Source organism: Aeromonas sp. SE22, from assembly GCF_038739755.1.
In the GTDB taxonomy this organism is placed as follows: Bacteria; Pseudomonadota; Gammaproteobacteria; order Enterobacterales; family Aeromonadaceae; genus Aeromonas; species Aeromonas jandaei.
In genome coordinates, this window is record NZ_JBCGFD010000026.1 from 1 (window position 1) to 15,375 (window position 15,375).

The window sequence follows — 15,375 nt, forward strand, 5'->3', positions numbered from 1 at the left end:
GTACCTGGCTACGAACCAGGTGGTCAGAGGTTCGAATCCTCTCGGGCGCACCATACAGACAGCCTCGACTTCGGTCGGGGCTGTTTTTTTATGGGTATTTTTCACCCTCTATCCATCTCGCTTGTTCCCGCTAATGGTGCTGCAACGGCCTCTTCCCAGCTTGCTGCAACACCCGTATTCCCACTTATTCCTGCCCGTTGCCCCTCGTTAGCCTACCGCGTCCAAACCTCGCTGTTTGCAGTGGCTGATCTTGCATGCGTGGATACCTGGTCACTACCGCCAAATGCCTTTAACGCGCTTCTGCGCGGTTTGGCGGCAATAAAAAAGGATGCCGCAGCATCCTTTTTCAGTAGGAGTGATTTGCTCAGCTTTTCAGCCATTTGCGAATGCGGTTGGCATCGCCGACCGGGGTGCGCTTGCCCACCGAGTTGAGCAGCACGATGGCCAACTCGCGGTTGTCCGGCTTGGCCCGCATTACCAGACAGCGGCCCGCTTCATCGGTAAAGCCGGTCTTGGAGAGGCGTACATCCCAATCCGGGTTCTTAACCAGCGGGTTGGTGTTGTTGAACATCAGGCTGTAGGCCGGGGTGCTGAAACGCATCTCGCGGTTCTCGTCCTGAGTGAACTGGCGGATCAGCGGCTGGCGATAGGCGGCAGCCACCAACTTGGCCAGATCCTGCGCAGTCGCGACGTTGCGGGTCGAGAGGCCGGTGGAGTCGTAGAAGTGGGTATTGCGCATGCCCAGCTGACGCGCCTTGTTGTTCATGGCGCGCACGAAGGCGCTGCGGCCGCCCGGGTAGTGGCGGCCGAGGGCGGAGGCCATCCGGTTTTCGGAGGACATCAGCGCCAGATGCAGGGCGTCGCGGCGGGTCACCTTGGTGCCCATGCGAATGCGTGAATGGGTGTGCTTGACCCGGTCGATGTCATCCTTGTCGACCGTGATGATCTGATCCAGATTCTGCCGGGCTTCCAGCACCACCAGCGCCGTCATCAGCTTGGTGAGGGAGGCGATGGGGCGGGCCTTGTTGGCATTCTTCTGATAAAGGGTCTTGCCCGAGTTGACGTCTACCACCAGTGCGCTTTCCGAGCGTACATCCAGCTTGGCAGGGCTGGGGGCGGCACTCGCCGCAGGCAATCCCAGCATTCCCATCAAGCCGACAACCAGCGCAACTGCGCGAATCCGACACCGCATACTACCGACTCCATTCCCATCGAAAAAAGGCGCTAGATTCACTCATTTTTGACCGGGCTTTACAAGGGGCGATCGAGACTATTTCTGCGCTTTGCGCAAAAGCGGGATCAAAAAAGCCCTCCATGGGAGGGCTCTTCGTGCAGGCATGGTCAGCTGGCGTCAGTTCTGGGTCCGTGTGGACTTGCGCTTGCTGATCCAGCGCCAGATGAGGGCGATGACGCCACCGACCAGCAGCACCACCGGCAGGTAGATGATGATGCTGAGGAACTGGGATTGATATTCGGCTGCCAGTTTGGTGTGGCTCAGGTAGTAGCCGAAGCCCACCAGCGGGCAGATCCACATGATGGAGCTGATCAGATTGACGATGAGAAAGCGGCCCTGCGGCAGTTCGGTGGCGCCGACTATGTAGGGGTAGGCGGTGCGGACGAAGGCAATGTAGCGGGCGGTGATCAGGGTGATGATCCCGTACTTGTCCAGCAGGTAGTAAACCTTTTGCTGGTGCTTCTCTTCCACATGGGAGAGCAACCGGTGGTAGAGCTGGGTATGGCCGAGGAAGCGCCCCTGCATGTAGCCGAGCCAGGTGCCGACGAAGGTGGCCATGATCAGCAGCGGGATCACCCCGAAGGAGAGCACGTCCTGATAGATGAGGACGCCGGTCAGGATCAACAGGCTGTCGCCGGGCAGGAAAGCGGTGGGGATAAAGCCATTTTCCAATACCAGAAAGGTCAGTAAGACGGCGCAAACCATGAAGGCCATCTTGGGATCGGACAGGGTCACCAGATCCTGATGCATAAAGGCGTGAGCCAGTTGGTAAAACCGCTCCATACTTGCAAACTCCGCAGGTTAGCTGGGTTGATCGGTCAAGGGCATGGCGAGCACCTTGTCGATGCGCAGACCATCCATGTCAACAATTTCCAGTTGCCACTGTTCCAGGGTCACCAGATCGCCGGTGTGTGGAACACGACCAAGGAGCAGCATGATAAGCCCTCCGAGGGTGTGATAGTGATGTTTTTCTTCTTCCGGCAGGCGAACCAGCTCCAGACAGTCCTTCAACTCGGGCAGCGGGATCAGGCCATCGAGCAGCCAGCTGCCGTCGGCGCGCTGGAATGCCCAGTTGTCCTCGCCATCCTCCTGCTGGAAATCCCCGGCCAGCGCCTCCAGCAGATCCTGCTGGGTGACCAGCCCCTGCAGCTCGCCATACTCGTCCACCACCATCACCATCTGTTCGCTGTGGGTGCGGAAGTGGTTGAGCAGCTCGACCCCGTTGAGGGTCTCGGGCAGCAGGCTGCAATCCTGGGTCAGGGCCGCCAGATCGATGGGCTCTCCCTTGATGTAGGCGTGCAGCACCTTGCTGACGTTGATGACCCCTACCAGATCCGACAGGCTGCCGTCGCAGACCGGGAAGAAGCTGTGACGATACTCCACCAGCCGTTGCAGGTTGGCCTCCAGCGGCAGCGCCAGATCCAGATAGCGGATATCGCTGCGCGGCACCATCAGGGAGGAGAGGCTGCGCTCGTCTAAACGAAACACGTTGCGCAGCATGGTGTGTTCGTGATCCTCGATCACCCCGGCTTCCGACCCCTCTACCAGCATGGCATGGATCTCCTCCTCGGTGACGTTGGCGTTGCCATTCTGGTTGACCCGCAGCAGGCGCAAGGTGGTGTTGGTGGATGCCGAGAGCAGCCAGACGAAGGGGCGGGTCATGATGGCAAGCCACAGCATGGGGCGCGCCACCATACAGGCGATGCGCTCGGCGCTGAGTTGGCCAAGCCGCTTGGGTACCAGTTCACCGACCACGATGGAGAGGTAGGTTACTCCCACCACCACGATGACGGTGGCGATAAGTCCGCTGCTCTTGGGGGAGAGTCCCCACTCCTGCAGCCAGAGGGAGAAGGGCTGCGCCAGCAGGGATTCGCCATAGATACCGTTGAGCAGGCCGATGGAGGTGATGCCGATCTGCACGGCGGAGAGGAAATGAGTCGGGTTTTCGCCGAGTTTGAGTGCGATGGCCGCCGAGCGGCTTCCTTCATTAGCCAGCTTGCCAAGACGCGCCTTGCGGGCGGTGACGATGGCGATTTCCGACATGGCGAAGAGGCCGTTAAGCAAGATCAATCCCAACAGGATCAACAGTTCCATACTGCAGCTGCACTCCTTGAGTAGAAAATATCGCTGGCAGTGTAATGAATTTGGCGGCGATGTGCTTGTGAAAGCGGGTGATCCTGCTCGCTAATTTGATCTCGCAGGGGCAGGGAGTGACGCGAAGGGATGAGAAAAGGGCGGGAGATCCCGCCCTTGGCATGATTGCAGAGTCCCCTGTCAGAACTGCTGGAAGTAGCGCTGGATCTGCTTGGGATCCTTGGTCTGGGTCAGGGAGAGCATCAGCAGCACCCGCGCCTTTTGCGGGTTGAGGGTCTCGGCGGCGACGAAGCCGTACTTGGCGTCATCAATTTCGGCATCCAGAGTGGTGGAGCCGGTCGGTACGCGGGCGGAGCGCACGACCCGGATGCCATCCTTGCTCGCCTTGGCCAGAGTATCGAACAGGGTGTGGTAGAGGTTGCCGTTACCCACCCCGGCGCTGACGATGCCGTCGAACTTGGCATCCACCATTGCCTTGGCCGGCAGATCAGTGGCGTTGGCGTAGCTGTAGACGATGCCAACCTGCGGCAGCTTGTCGAGCTTGCTCACGTCAAACGGAGTCTTGCTGGTGTGCAGGCGGGCCGGGCTGCGCTGATAGTCGATCTTGCCGTTGTGGATGTAGCCGAGCGGGCCGAAGTTGGGGGAAGCAAAGGTCTGCACGCCGGTGGTGTTGGTCTTGGTGACGTCGCGGGCATCGAGCACGGTGTCGTTCATCGCTACCATGACGCCACGTCCCCTGGAGGCGGGGTCAGATGCGGTCACCACGGCGTTGTAGAGGTTCATCGGGCCGTCGGCGCTCATGGCGGTGGAGGGGCGCATGGCACCGACCAGCACCACCGGCTTGTCGCTCTTGACGGTCAGATTGAGGAAGTAGGCGGTCTCTTCCATGGTGTCGGTGCCGTGGGTGATGACGATGCCATCCACATCATCCTTGGCCAGCAGCTCGTTGACCCGCTTGGCCAGCTTGAGCCACACCTCGTCGTTCATGTCCTGGGAGCCGATCTTCACCACCTGCTCACCCTGCACGTCGGCCACGTTTTTCATCTCGGGCACGGCGGCGATCAGGGTTTCGATGGCCACCTTGCCAGCCTCGTAGTTGGACTGGGTAGCGGACTGGCCTGCCCCGGCGATGGTGCCGCCGGTCGCCAGGATATGCACGTTGGGCAGCGCCATGGCCATGGGGGAGAGGGTCAGGCCGACGACGGCGGCGAGCAGGGTCTTGCGGATCGGTAGGGTCATGCTGCAAATCCTTATGGTTGGAATAATTGCAGCCAGTTTGCCCAGATAACCATCAATATCTGTGATAAAACTCACCAAAAGACAGGTGAGTACAGATTTTTAACCTGTTTTATACCTCTATAGAGATAATTTAACTCGCAGAGAAACCCTTGGCTTCGATCAGGGCGATCAGCTCGGCTTTGCTCAGCTCGCTCTCGATGACGGCCTTGTTGTTGGCAAAGTCGACGGTTGCGGTGGTAACTGCAGGCTGGGCCAGCAGCGCTTTTTGCAGGCTGGCGGCGCAGCCACCACAGGACATGCCGGAGACGGTGAGTTCGATGGTCATAAATGCTCTCCTCGGTTGATATGGCACAAGGGTAAAGCTGTCGCCTCCGGCAAGGTCAAGCCGTCAGTACATCAGACCGAGGTAATTCATCAGGGTTGCCCCGAGGCTGGTAGTGACCAGCGAGCCGAGGGTGGTGGTGGCGATGATGTTTGCCGCCAGCACGCTGTCGCCCCCCATGGCGCGGGTCATCACATAGCTGGCGGCAGCAGTCGGGGTGGCGCTGATAAGAAACAGGATGCCGAGTTCCAGATGGCTGAAGCCGAGCAGGGCAGCCCCCAGAGTGAATACCGCTGGAATGAGGCAGAGCCGCATCACGCTGGCCCAGCCGGTCAGCGCCGCCCCGCCGCGCAGGGCGCCGAGACTGAGGGCGGCGCCGGTGCAGAGCAGCGCCAGCGGCAACGTCATGTTGGCGAAGTAGCTGCCGGTGGTGAGCAGCAGCTGCGGCATCTTGATGCCGAGCAGGCTGAAGGGCAGGGCCGCCACGATGGCGATGATGAGCGGATTCTTGATGATGCCGAGCAGGATGGGGCGGATACCGGTGGCACCGCCGAGGCTGCGGGTGAGGGTGATGACCGCGAGGATGTTGTAGAGCACGGTGACCGCGCCGACGTAGAGCGCTGCCGCCCCCAGCCCCTCGTGGCCATAGGCGTTTTGCACGTAGGCGAGCCCTATGATGGCGCTGTTGCCGCGAAAACTCCCCTGCACGAAGATGCCGCGCAGTCGCTGCTCGCCGATAAGGCGGCCCGCCAGCAGCTCCAGTACCAGATAGCTGGCGACGGTGGCTAGCAGGCCGTAACCGATAAACCAGGGGCTCGGCATGGTGGCGAAGTTGGTGCCCAGAATGCTGAGAAAGAGCAGGGCGGGCAGGGTGACCTGAAACACCAGCCGGGAGGCGGATTCGGTGAAGGGCTCCGGCAGCAGCCCCAGCCGTTTGAGCCAGATGCCGAGCAGCAGGATCACGCAGATGGGACCTGTGATGGAGAGGGAGAAGAGCAGACTGGCCAGCAGATCCATGGTGGGCGTCCTCCTGATGCGCCGTCCGAAGCGGGGCAAAAAGGGCATTCTAACGCCATGGGCTTGTATTCACAGGGGTTAATCACAACAATGTGGGCAATTTCCACCGCCTGCGCCAAGCCCCAGTGAGTCAATCCATGGACAAGAAACTGACCATCCTCGATATCGCCCGCCTCTCGGGGGTCGGCAAGTCGACTGTCTCCCGGGTGCTCAATCAGGATCCCAAGGTGAAGCAGGAGACCCGCGAGCGGGTGGAGCAGATCATCGCCGAGCACGGCTTCGTGCCGAGCAAGTCGGCGCGAGCCATGCGCAGCCAGAGCCAGCAGGTGGTGGGGATCATCGTCTCGCGGCTCGACTCCAGCTCGGAGAATCAGGCGGTGCGCGGCATGCTGGAGACCCTCTACCAGCGCGGCTACGACGCCGTGCTGATGGAGAGCAAATTCTCCCCCGCCAAGGTACAGGAGCATCTGGCGGTGCTGGAGCGGCGCGGAGTGGATGGCATCATCCTGTTCGCCTTCAACGATCTCGACTATGCCGCCATGGCGCCGCTCAGGGATAAGCTGGTGCTGGTTGCCCGCGAACATCCCGGTTTCTCCTCGGTCTGCTTTGACGATGTCGGGGCGGTGCGCACCATGCTGGGCCAGCTCGCTGCCCGCGGTATCCGCGATATCGCCTATCTGGGGGTGGATACTGCCGACCTCACCACCGGCCAGCGCCGGCTCGACGCCTACCTCGGCTACTGCGCCGAGCAGGGGCTGGCGGCGCGCAGCGCCCTCGGCGATCTCAGCCTGCAGAGCGGCTACCGGTTGGCTGCCGAGCTGCTCACCCCGACCACCGGCGCGCTGGTCTGCGCCAGCGACACCCTCGCCATCGGTGCGGCAAAATACCTGCAAGAACAAGGGCGTAGCGAGGTGCTGGTGACCGGCCTTGGCAACAACCCCATGTTCACCTTCCTCTTTCCCAACGCCCTCACTCTGGATCTCGGTTACAAGGGGGCGGGGGAGCAGGCGGCGCGGCAGCTGCTCGGCCAGATCGAGCAGGAGCAGCCGCCGCTGGCGACCATAGCCCCCTGCCGCACCCTGTGACCCCCATCACTCCGGGCTGAACAAAAAACGCGCTTTTTGTGACGCTGGCCACGAATTGGGAACGTTCCCATTTTGATCTGGCAAGATTGTCGGCATGCTAAATGGGAACGATACCAAAAACGCTCGAGCCCAAAGAGTGGCTCGCAAGGGCGATGCAGACCACTATTCAATGGCGTCACAGAGGGAAGACCCATGTCCAAGATCAACGCACAGCAGCTTGCCACCCTGATCGACAAGATCGGCGGCAAGGAGAACATCGCCACTGTCAGCCACTGTCTGACCCGGTTGCGCTTCGTCCTGAACGATCCGGCCAAGGCCGACAGCAAAGCCATCGAAACCATCCCGGCGGTGAAGGGAAGCTTCACTCAGGGCGGTCAGTTCCAGGTGGTGATCGGCAACGAGGTAGAGCAGTGGTACAAGGCGCTGACCGAACAGCTCGGCGTCAGCGGTGGCAGCAAGGAGGCCGCCAAGCAGGCGGCGCGCCAGAATATGAATCCGCTGGAGCGGGGCATCTCCCATCTGGCGGAGATCTTCGTGCCGCTGCTGCCCGCCATCATCACCGGTGGTTTGATCCTGGGCTTTCGCAACGTCATCGGCGACATCAAGATGTTCGACGATGGCACTCACACCCTCACCGAGATCAGCCAGTTCTGGGCTCAGGTGCACGCCTTCCTCTGGCTGCTGGGCGAAGCGATCTTCCACTTCCTGCCGGTGGGCGTCTGCTGGTCTGCGGTCAAGAAGATGGGTGGCTCCGAGATCCTCGGTATCGTGCTCGGTATCACGCTGGTGTCGCCACAGTTGATGAACGCCTACGGCATCGGCCAGCAGACTCCCGAGGTGTGGGACTTCGGTCTGTTCGTGATCCAGAAGGTGGGTTATCAGGCGCAGGTCATTCCGGCGCTGCTGGCAGGCGTGTTCCTCGCCTGGGTGGAGACCAACCTCAAGCGCATCATTCCGGCCTATCTCTATCTGGTGATTGTGCCGTTTGTTTCTCTGCTGCTGGCGGTGATCGTGGCTCACGCCTTTATCGGCCCGTTCGGCCGCTGGCTGGGTGATGGCGTCGGCTTCGCTGCCAAGGCCGCCATGACCGGCTCCTTCGCCCCTATCGGTGCCGCCCTGTTCGGATTCCTCTACGCGCCGCTGGTCATCACCGGCATCCACCACACCACCAACGCGGTGGATTTGCAACTGATGCAGAGCATGGGTGGCACCCCGATCTGGCCGCTTATCGCCCTCTCCAACATCGCCCAGGCTTCTGCGGTCGTCGGCATCATTCTGATTAGCCGCAAGGAGAACGAACGGGAGATCTCGGTACCTGCCGCCATCTCCGCCTACCTCGGGGTGACCGAGCCGGCGATGTACGGTATCAACCTCAAGTACAAGTTCCCCATGCTGTGCGCCATGGTGGGCTCCAGCCTTGCTGCCCTCATCTGCGGTTTCGCCGGGGTGATGGCCAACGGTATCGGGGTAGGCGGCCTGCCGGGCATCCTCTCCATCCAGCCGCAATACTGGGCCGTTTACTCCCTCGCCATGCTGGTCGCCATCGTGGTGCCGGTGGTGCTGACCCTGCTGGTCTACAAGCGCCAGCAAGCGGCCGGCAAGCTGGCCGAAGCCAGCGCCTGAATCTGATTGTCAGGGCGACCCAAGGGGTCGCCCTCTTCCATTTCAATTTGTGACAAGAGAAAGAGCCATGAGCCAAACACCCTGGTGGCAGAGCGCCGTGATTTACCAGATCTATCCCAAGAGCTTTCAGGATTCCGCTGCCCGTGGCACCGGCGATCTCAAGGGGATCATGGCCCGCCTCGACTACCTCAAGACGCTGGGGGTCGATGCCCTCTGGCTGACCCCGGTTTACGTCTCGCCGCAGGTGGACAACGGCTACGACATCGCCGACTACTACGCCATCGACCCCGCCTACGGCACCATGGCTGATTTCGAGGCGCTGCTGGCCGCCGCCCACGCGCGCGACATCCGCATCGTGATGGATATCGTGGTCAACCACACCTCCACCGAGCACGCCTGGTTCCATTCGGCGCTTGGCGATAAAAACAGCCCCTACCGCGACTACTACATCTGGCGCGATCCGGTGGATGGCGGCGTGCCCAACAATTGGCAATCCAAGTTTGGTGGCAGCGCCTGGGAGCTCGATGAGATTACCGGTCAGTACTACCTGCACTTGTTTGCCCGCGAGCAGGCGGATCTCAACTGGGAAAATCCGGCGGTGCGCGCCGAGGTGAAAAACATCATCCACTTCTGGGCCCAGAAGGGGGTGGATGGTTTCCGCCTCGACGTTATCAACCTCATCTCCAAGGATCAGGCGTTCCCGAACGACGAGATTGGCGATGGCCGCCGCTTCTATACCGACGGGCCGCGCATCCACGAATTTTTGCAGGACGTGAGCCGCGACGTGTTTGCCCCGGTGGGAGCCATGACGGTGGGGGAGATGTCCTCTACTTCGCTGGAGCACTGCCAGCGCTATGGCGCCCTCGATGGCTCCGAGCTCTCCATGGTGTTCAACTTCCACCATCTGAAGGTGGATTACCCCAAGGGCGACAAGTGGACCAAGGCGCCGTTCGATTTCCTCGAACTCAAGCGCATCTTCAACCACTGGCAGAGCGGCATGCATGGCAAGGGGTGGTCGGCGCTGTTCTGGTGCAACCACGATCAACCACGCATCGTCTCCCGCTTCGGCGATGAGGGCGAGCATCGGGTAGTGGCCGCCAAGATGCTGGCCAGCACGCTGCACGGCCTGCAAGGCACCCCCTACATCTATCAGGGGGAGGAGATCGGCATGACCAACCCCGGCTATCAGCGCATCGATGACTATCAGGATGTAGAGAGCCGCAACATCTTCGCCATCAAGCAGGCCGAAGGGATGAGCGAGGCCGAGATCCTCGCCATTCTCGGTGCCAAGTCCCGCGACAACTCGCGCACCCCGATGCAGTGGAGAGCCGCCCCCAATGCCGGTTTCACCAGCGGAACGCCCTGGCTCAAGCCAGCCGCCAACTATTCCGAGATCAATGCCGAGGCGGCGCTGGCCGACCAGCACTCGGTGTTCTGGCACTATCGGGATCTCATCGCCCTTCGCAAGGCGCACCCCATCTTCACGCAGGGGGATTATCAGGAGCTGCTGACCGGGCACCCGCAGATCTGGGCCTATGCCCGCCGCGCCAACGGTCAGACCCTGCTGGTGGTGAGCAACTTCTACGGCGAGCCGGTTGAGTTTGCCTTGCCTGCCGAGCTGCAAAGCGGGAAGGGTCGGCTGCTGCTCGGCAACTACCCGGATAGCCCGGCCCAGCCGCAATCGGGTATGCTGCGCCCTTATGAATCCCTGATCTGGCTGATGGAGTAGGTAATGGAGAAGGTGGTGCGTGGTGCCGAGTGGCAGAAGATGGTGGCGGGGGAGCCTTATGATGCGGGCGATCCCGAGCTGAAAGCGGCGCGCGAGCGCTGCCGCAGGGTCTATCACACCTTCAACACCAGCTGGCAGGAAAAACCGGCGCGGGATGCTTTGCTGCACGAGCTGCTCGGTGGACGTGGCAACGAGTGCGCCATCAATCCGCCGTTCTTCTGCGACTATGGCGCCAACATCTTCGTCGGCGAGAACTTCTACGCCAACGTGGGTTGCACCATCCTCGACGTCTGTGAGGTGCACATCGGCGACAATGTGCTGCTGGCGCCCGGGGTGCAGATCTACACCGCCGCTCACCCGGTGGCGGTGGCGCCGCGCATCAGGGGTGTCGAGTTCGGCAAGCCGGTACGGATCGGTCACAACGTCTGGATTGGTGGCAGCGTCGTCATCTGCCCCGGCGTCACCATCGGTGATAACAGCGTCATCGGCGCCGGCTCGGTGGTGACCAAAGATGTGCCCGCCAATGTGGTGGCGGCCGGCAACCCTTGTCGGGTATTGCGGCCGATGACGGCGGAGGAGCTTGCGGGCCTCGAATAGGCATTTTCGGGTGGCTTGGCGGCGTTTTTTATCATTTATTTTTTAAATGATATTGCCAGCATCATTTGCTTATCGAATGGCTGATAACCCCTCACAGCGCCCAGTTGGCGCGGTTTCGGGGCGATTTATCCCTTCCAAAGCATTCGCCCGATCGACATGCAACCGGGCCCCGGTTCGGATTATTGTCCATTGATTGCTCATGTCTGGCTGAGGGCGGCCGATACTCTTTGATGCAGGAGGTAACCTATGGACATATCCAGCTCTGCAAATGCGTCGTTCGGTTCTGCGTTGATGGCGGCCAGTTTGGCCAAGAAACAGCAGATCCAAGAGGGCGAAGCCGCACTGAAATTGCTGCAAACCGCAGCGCAATCCGCTCCGGCTGCGCCGACATCGGCCAGCGCTTCCCTCGGAAGCAATATCGATATCCGCGTCTGAGCGATAAAAAAGCCCCCATCTCTCGATGGGGGCTTTCTTTTTATTGGGCTGTTACCTGTCAGGCTCAGACCGGGAAAGGGGCTGGCGCCTCGAAGGTCATTCGCTCGCCACTGCGGGGATGGCTGATGGTCAGGCTGGCCGCATGCAGATAAAGGTGTGGTGCCGCCGCCAGCGCATCCGGGTTGGCGTAGAGGTTATCGCCGAGGATGGGGTGGCCCAGCTCCAGCATATGAACCCGCAGCTGATGGGAGCGACCGGTAATCGGGGTCAGCTTGATCAGGCTGTTGCCATTCTCCACCTTCAGCTTCTGCCACAGGGTCAGGGCATGGCGCCCCTCCTCATGGTCAACTTTCTGTTTCGGCCGGTTGGGCCAGTCGACGCAGAGTGGCAGATCCACTTCGCCCGCATCCAGCTCCGGTTCACCCCACACCCAGGCGAGGTAGTGCTTCTCGGTCTCCCGCTCGCGGAATTGCCGGCTCAGCTCCCGGTGGGAGTTGGGATTGAGCGGGATCACCAGCACACCGGTGGTCGCCATGTCGAGGCGATGGGCGGCTGCCGCCTTGGGGTGCTGCTGCTTGACCCGATGGAGCACGCTGTCTTCGTTCTCGGGGCCGCGCCCGGGGACGCTCAGCAGGCCAGTGGGCTTGTTGACCACCATGATGTCCTTGTCCTTGAACAGGATATCGAGCCAGGGTTCCAGGGGCGGTGAGTATACAAACATAGCGTCTCGCATCTTTGGTCAAAGCGGGGGCAAGCCCCCATCAGTTATGGGTTACCACGATAAAAAGTGCATGGCAGCCAACATGCGTTGGGTTTGGCCATTTCACCGTTTTATCAGTTATGGGTCACCACAATAAAGCGGATGGCATCCAGCTTGAGCTGGGTCTGGTCGATCAGGTGGTGCAATTCTGCCTGCAGATTGCGCAGATATTCCAGCTCGCTGTCGCGCACGTTCGGGTTGACCGCCTTGAGCGCCTCCAGACGATCGAGATCCTGCTGCAGGGTCTGCGCCATCTGGGCGCGGGCCTTGTCGACAATCCCGGCCTTCAGCTCTTCGGCAATCGCCTGACCCTGGCCAATCAGACCATGGATCACCGGCTGGGACGCAGTCACCAGCTTGCTGCCAAGGTGGCGGTTAACCGGCGTCAGCTGGCGGTTGAACGCATCGAACGCCACCTTCTCGCCGAGATTGTTGCCGTTCTTGTCCATCAGCAGGCGGATCGGTGTCGGCGGCATAAAGCGGTAGAGCTGGGGATGAGCCGCAGACTCGGCGACGAAGATCAGCTCCAGCAGGATGGAACCGACCGGCAGCGCCTTGTTCTTGAGCAGAGCCACCGAGGTGGCACCGATCTCGGAACCGAGGATCAGGTCGATACCGCCGCGCATCATGGGGTGATCCCAGGAGAGGAACGACATATCGTCCCGCGACAGGGCGGTGGTGCGATCAAAGGTGATTGTCATGCCGTCTTGCGGCAGGCCCGGGAAGCTGGGCACCAGCATGTGATCGCCCGGCATCAGCACCAGCGCGTTCTCGCCGCGATCATCCTGATTGACGCCGATCTCGTCGAACATCTTGAGGGCGAAGGAGATCATGCCGGTGTCGTCATCTTCGGCAGCCAGCTTCTCGACCAGCTGTTTGGCCGCTTCGCCACCGCTGGAGTGGATCTCCAGCAGACGATCGCGGCCCTGTTCCAGCTTGGCCTTGAGCGGCTCGTGCAACTCGCGGGTGCGGGTTAGCAGCGCTTCGAGGGTCGCCTGATCACCGGTATTGGCGGCCAGCAGCTCGAACAGCTCGTCACGCACCGCTTCAAATACCGGGCGGGCGGTCGGGCAGGTCTGCTCGAACGCATCGAGGCCATCGTGATACCAGAGCTGCAGGGCGCGCTGGGAGGTGCCCTCCAGATAGGGGACGTGGATTTCGACGGTGTTCTGCTGACCGATGCGGTCGAGACGGCCGATCCGCTGCTCCAGCAGATCCGGGTTGAGGGGCAGATCGAACAGCACCAGATGGCTGGCAAACTGGAAGTTGCGACCTTCGGAGCCGATCTCGGAGCAGAGCAGCACCTGGGCGCCACCCTCAGCTTGAGCGAAATAGGCGGAGGCCTTGTCCCGCTCGAGGATGGACATCCCCTCGTGGAAGACGGCGGCGCGGATCCCCTCGCGGGTGCGCACGGCCTCTTCCAGCGCGATGGCGGTGGCCGCTTCGGAGCAGATCACCAGCACCTTCTGCTGACGGGCAGAGATCAGCAGCTCTAGCAGCCAGTCAACGCGCGGGTCAAACTGGGTCCAGCTGGCGCTGTCACCTTCAAACTGCTGGAAGATTTTCTCGGGGTAGAGGTAGCGCAGGGCGCGGGTCTGCAGATCGCCGCCATTGCCACCCATCATGCCCATCACCTTGATGGCGGTCTTGTACTGCTCCGGCAGCGGCATGGGGTAGACGTTGAGATGCCGCTCGGGGAAGCCCTGAATATTGGCGCGGCTGTTGCGGAACAGGACGCGGCCGGTGCCGTGCTGATCCAGCAGCTTGGCGACCGCCTGTTGACGGGCGGCGGCATTGCCGAGATCCAGACCGCTCAGTTGATCGGCCAAGATGGCTTTGGCATTGTCGCTCAGGGTCTCGCCATCCAGCAGCTCTTGCGCGGCGCTGGCGACCTGACCATAGGCCTGCTCCTCGGCGAGAAAGGCCTCGTAGTCGTAGAAACGCTCGGGATCTAGCAGGCGCAGACGGGCGAAGTGGCTCTGGTGGCCCAGCTGATCCGGGGTGGCGGTCAGCAGTAGCACGCCCGGCACCTGTTCGGCCAGCGCTTCCACCATTTCATAGGCACGGCTCGGCGCCTCTTCACTCCACTCCAGATGGTGCGCTTCGTCGACAACCAGCAGATCCCACTCGGCTTCCAGTACCTGCTCGAAGCGACGACGCTTCTTGCGCAGGAAGTCGAGGCTGCAGATCACCAGCTGCTCGGTCTCGAAGGGGTTCTCCGCATCGGCGAACGCCTCGATGCAGCGCTCCTCGTCAAACAGGGAGAAGTGCAGGTTGAAGCGGCGCAGCATTTCAACCAGCCACTGGTGCTGGAGCGTTTCGGGCAGCAGGATCAGCACCCGATGGGCGCGGCCGGAGAGCAGCTGCTGATGAATGATCATGCCCGCTTCGATGGTCTTGCCCAGACCAACCTCATCGGCCAGCAGTACGCGCGGGGCGTAGCGGTGACCCACCTCGTGGGCAATATAGAGTTGGTGCGGGATCAGGCTGACCCGGCCACCGGCCAGACCGCGGGTCGGATTGCGACGACGCTTGTGCTGGTTGACCAGCGCCTCGTAGCGCAGGGTAAAGCGGGACATCCGATCGATCTGACCGGCGAACAGGCGATCCTGCGGCTTGTTGAACTTGATAAAGTTGTTGAGAAACACTTCCTTGAGGACAACCGGCTCATCATTGTCGGTGCGAACACCTACATATATAAGCAGGCCATCTTTCTCCTGCACTTCGTCGACCGTCATGGTCCAGTCTTCGTGACTGGCAATCTGATCGCCCACATTGAAGCTGACCCGGGTCACCGGCGCCTCTTCTTTGGCATACATGCGGTTTTCACCGGTAGCCGGGAACAACAGGGTAACCATGCGTCCTTCAACAGCAACGACAGTTCCCAAACCAAGATCCGTCTCTGTATCACTAATCCAACGCTGGCCAAGTGCAAAAGGCATTAAACTCTCCAAAGCCCAAGAGTGTGTGAATCGCAAAGGGGCGCTATGTTACCCGAAGGAGTGACCTCGATCACCAAGGATATAGAGGGATGAGATCAAATCATGATGGCCCTGATTTGTCGCAGAGAAGGCACTAAAGAAGATAGCCGGAGGCGACTGTGGTGGGGTGTTTCGTGGAATAAATCATCGTTTCGAACAATAAGTAAGCGGTTGCGCTGAAAATACGAATTTAATGCAAAAACACCCTTGCCAACGTGATCAGGATCCCTATAATGCGCCTCCATCGACACGGCAAGCG

General features: G+C 61.0%; 14 protein-coding genes. 5 read left to right on the plus strand and 9 right to left on the minus strand.

Annotation, left to right across the window (positions count from 1 at the left end; all coding sequences use genetic code 11):
- Nucleotides 1-364: 364 nt before the first annotated feature.
- From pbpG to AAHA39_RS20390, 6 genes are all read right to left on the minus strand, one after another.
- Nucleotides 365-1,192 carry a D-alanyl-D-alanine endopeptidase gene (pbpG, locus tag AAHA39_RS20365; protein WP_033115932.1) on the minus strand — a complete coding sequence of 276 codons (828 nt, stop codon included), beginning with the start codon at nucleotides 1,190-1,192 and terminating at the stop codon, nucleotides 365-367.
- A gap of 159 nt (nucleotides 1,193-1,351) precedes the next feature.
- A complete protein-coding gene (locus AAHA39_RS20370; RefSeq protein ID WP_041210893.1) occupies nucleotides 1,352-2,017 on the minus strand; it encodes a DedA family protein in 666 nt (221 codons plus the stop codon).
- Nucleotides 2,018-2,035: 18 nt separating this feature from the next.
- Nucleotides 2,036-3,328: a hemolysin family protein gene (locus tag AAHA39_RS20375; protein ID WP_033115934.1), complete on the minus strand. Its 1,293-nt coding sequence runs from the start codon at nucleotides 3,326-3,328 to the stop codon at nucleotides 2,036-2,038.
- A 180-nt stretch (nucleotides 3,329-3,508) separates the two neighbouring features.
- Nucleotides 3,509-4,567 (minus strand): L-asparaginase 2, encoded by a 1,059-nt coding sequence (gene ansB / locus AAHA39_RS20380; RefSeq protein WP_320655423.1) that lies wholly within the window; start codon nucleotides 4,565-4,567, stop codon nucleotides 3,509-3,511.
- Nucleotides 4,568-4,697: 130 nt separating this feature from the next.
- Entirely contained in the window at nucleotides 4,698-4,892 is a 195-nt protein-coding gene (locus tag AAHA39_RS20385) for a heavy-metal-associated domain-containing protein (protein ID WP_320655420.1), read from the minus strand.
- A 63-nt stretch (nucleotides 4,893-4,955) separates the two neighbouring features.
- Nucleotides 4,956-5,906, minus strand: a complete 951-nt coding sequence (locus AAHA39_RS20390; RefSeq protein WP_320655418.1) for an AEC family transporter — start codon at nucleotides 5,904-5,906, stop codon at nucleotides 4,956-4,958.
- A 137-nt stretch (nucleotides 5,907-6,043) separates the two neighbouring features.
- Here AAHA39_RS20390 and treR point away from each other — a divergent pair, with 137 nt between their 5' ends.
- From treR to AAHA39_RS20415, 5 genes are all read left to right on the plus strand, one after another.
- Nucleotides 6,044-6,991: a trehalose operon repressor TreR gene (gene treR, locus AAHA39_RS20395; protein ID WP_320655416.1), complete on the plus strand. Its 948-nt coding sequence runs from the start codon at nucleotides 6,044-6,046 to the stop codon at nucleotides 6,989-6,991.
- 192 nt (nucleotides 6,992-7,183) lie between these two features.
- A complete protein-coding gene (gene treB / locus AAHA39_RS20400; RefSeq protein ID WP_104016537.1) occupies nucleotides 7,184-8,614 on the plus strand; it encodes a PTS trehalose transporter subunit IIBC in 1,431 nt (476 codons plus the stop codon).
- Between the two features lie 67 nt (nucleotides 8,615-8,681).
- Nucleotides 8,682-10,343 (plus strand): alpha,alpha-phosphotrehalase, encoded by a 1,662-nt coding sequence (gene treC / locus AAHA39_RS20405; protein WP_320655413.1) that lies wholly within the window; start codon nucleotides 8,682-8,684, stop codon nucleotides 10,341-10,343.
- A 3-nt stretch (nucleotides 10,344-10,346) separates the two neighbouring features.
- A complete protein-coding gene (locus tag AAHA39_RS20410; RefSeq protein ID WP_320655411.1) occupies nucleotides 10,347-10,940 on the plus strand; it encodes a sugar O-acetyltransferase in 594 nt (197 codons plus the stop codon).
- 246 nt (nucleotides 10,941-11,186) lie between these two features.
- On the plus strand, nucleotides 11,187-11,375 hold the full coding sequence (locus tag AAHA39_RS20415) for a hypothetical protein (RefSeq protein ID WP_320655409.1): 189 nt from the start codon (nucleotides 11,187-11,189) through the stop codon (nucleotides 11,373-11,375).
- Nucleotides 11,376-11,439: 64 nt separating this feature from the next.
- Here the strand turns inward: AAHA39_RS20415 and rluA are convergent, their stop codons facing one another.
- From rluA to AAHA39_RS20430, 3 genes are all read right to left on the minus strand, one after another.
- On the minus strand, nucleotides 11,440-12,096 hold the full coding sequence (gene rluA / locus AAHA39_RS20420; RefSeq protein ID WP_019446233.1) for a bifunctional tRNA pseudouridine(32) synthase/23S rRNA pseudouridine(746) synthase RluA: 657 nt from the start codon (nucleotides 12,094-12,096) through the stop codon (nucleotides 11,440-11,442).
- A 113-nt stretch (nucleotides 12,097-12,209) separates the two neighbouring features.
- Nucleotides 12,210-15,077: an RNA polymerase-associated protein RapA gene (rapA, locus tag AAHA39_RS20425; RefSeq protein ID WP_320655406.1), complete on the minus strand. Its 2,868-nt coding sequence runs from the start codon at nucleotides 15,075-15,077 to the stop codon at nucleotides 12,210-12,212.
- Between the two features lie 95 nt (nucleotides 15,078-15,172).
- Nucleotides 15,173-15,375 (minus strand): hypothetical protein (locus tag AAHA39_RS20430; RefSeq protein ID WP_342690037.1); only part of this gene is annotated, 203 nt, incomplete at its 5' end.

Excerpts from the sequence above, each read along its gene's own strand:
- AAHA39_RS20385 (WP_320655420.1), bottom strand. The coding sequence starts at position 4,892 with ATGACCATCGAACTCACCGTCTCCGGCATGTCCTGTGGTGGCTGCGCC.
- treC (WP_320655413.1), top strand. The coding sequence starts at position 8,682 with ATGAGCCAAACACCCTGGTGGCAGAGCGCCGTGATTTACCAGATCTAT.
- AAHA39_RS20390 (WP_320655418.1), bottom strand. The coding sequence starts at position 5,906 with ATGGATCTGCTGGCCAGTCTGCTCTTCTCCCTCTCCATCACAGGTCCC.
- pbpG (WP_033115932.1), bottom strand. The coding sequence starts at position 1,192 with ATGCGGTGTCGGATTCGCGCAGTTGCGCTGGTTGTCGGCTTGATGGGA.
- rapA (WP_320655406.1), bottom strand. The coding sequence starts at position 15,077 with ATGCCTTTTGCACTTGGCCAGCGTTGGATTAGTGATACAGAGACGGAT.
- AAHA39_RS20415 (WP_320655409.1), top strand. The coding sequence starts at position 11,187 with ATGGACATATCCAGCTCTGCAAATGCGTCGTTCGGTTCTGCGTTGATG.
- treR (WP_320655416.1), top strand. The coding sequence starts at position 6,044 with ATGGACAAGAAACTGACCATCCTCGATATCGCCCGCCTCTCGGGGGTC.
- AAHA39_RS20370 (WP_041210893.1), bottom strand. The coding sequence starts at position 2,017 with ATGGAGCGGTTTTACCAACTGGCTCACGCCTTTATGCATCAGGATCTG.
- AAHA39_RS20375 (WP_033115934.1), bottom strand. The coding sequence starts at position 3,328 with ATGGAACTGTTGATCCTGTTGGGATTGATCTTGCTTAACGGCCTCTTC.
- ansB (WP_320655423.1), bottom strand. The coding sequence starts at position 4,567 with ATGACCCTACCGATCCGCAAGACCCTGCTCGCCGCCGTCGTCGGCCTG.
- rluA (WP_019446233.1), bottom strand. The coding sequence starts at position 12,096 with ATGTTTGTATACTCACCGCCCCTGGAACCCTGGCTCGATATCCTGTTC.
- treB (WP_104016537.1), top strand. The coding sequence starts at position 7,184 with ATGTCCAAGATCAACGCACAGCAGCTTGCCACCCTGATCGACAAGATC.
- AAHA39_RS20410 (WP_320655411.1), top strand. The coding sequence starts at position 10,347 with ATGGAGAAGGTGGTGCGTGGTGCCGAGTGGCAGAAGATGGTGGCGGGG.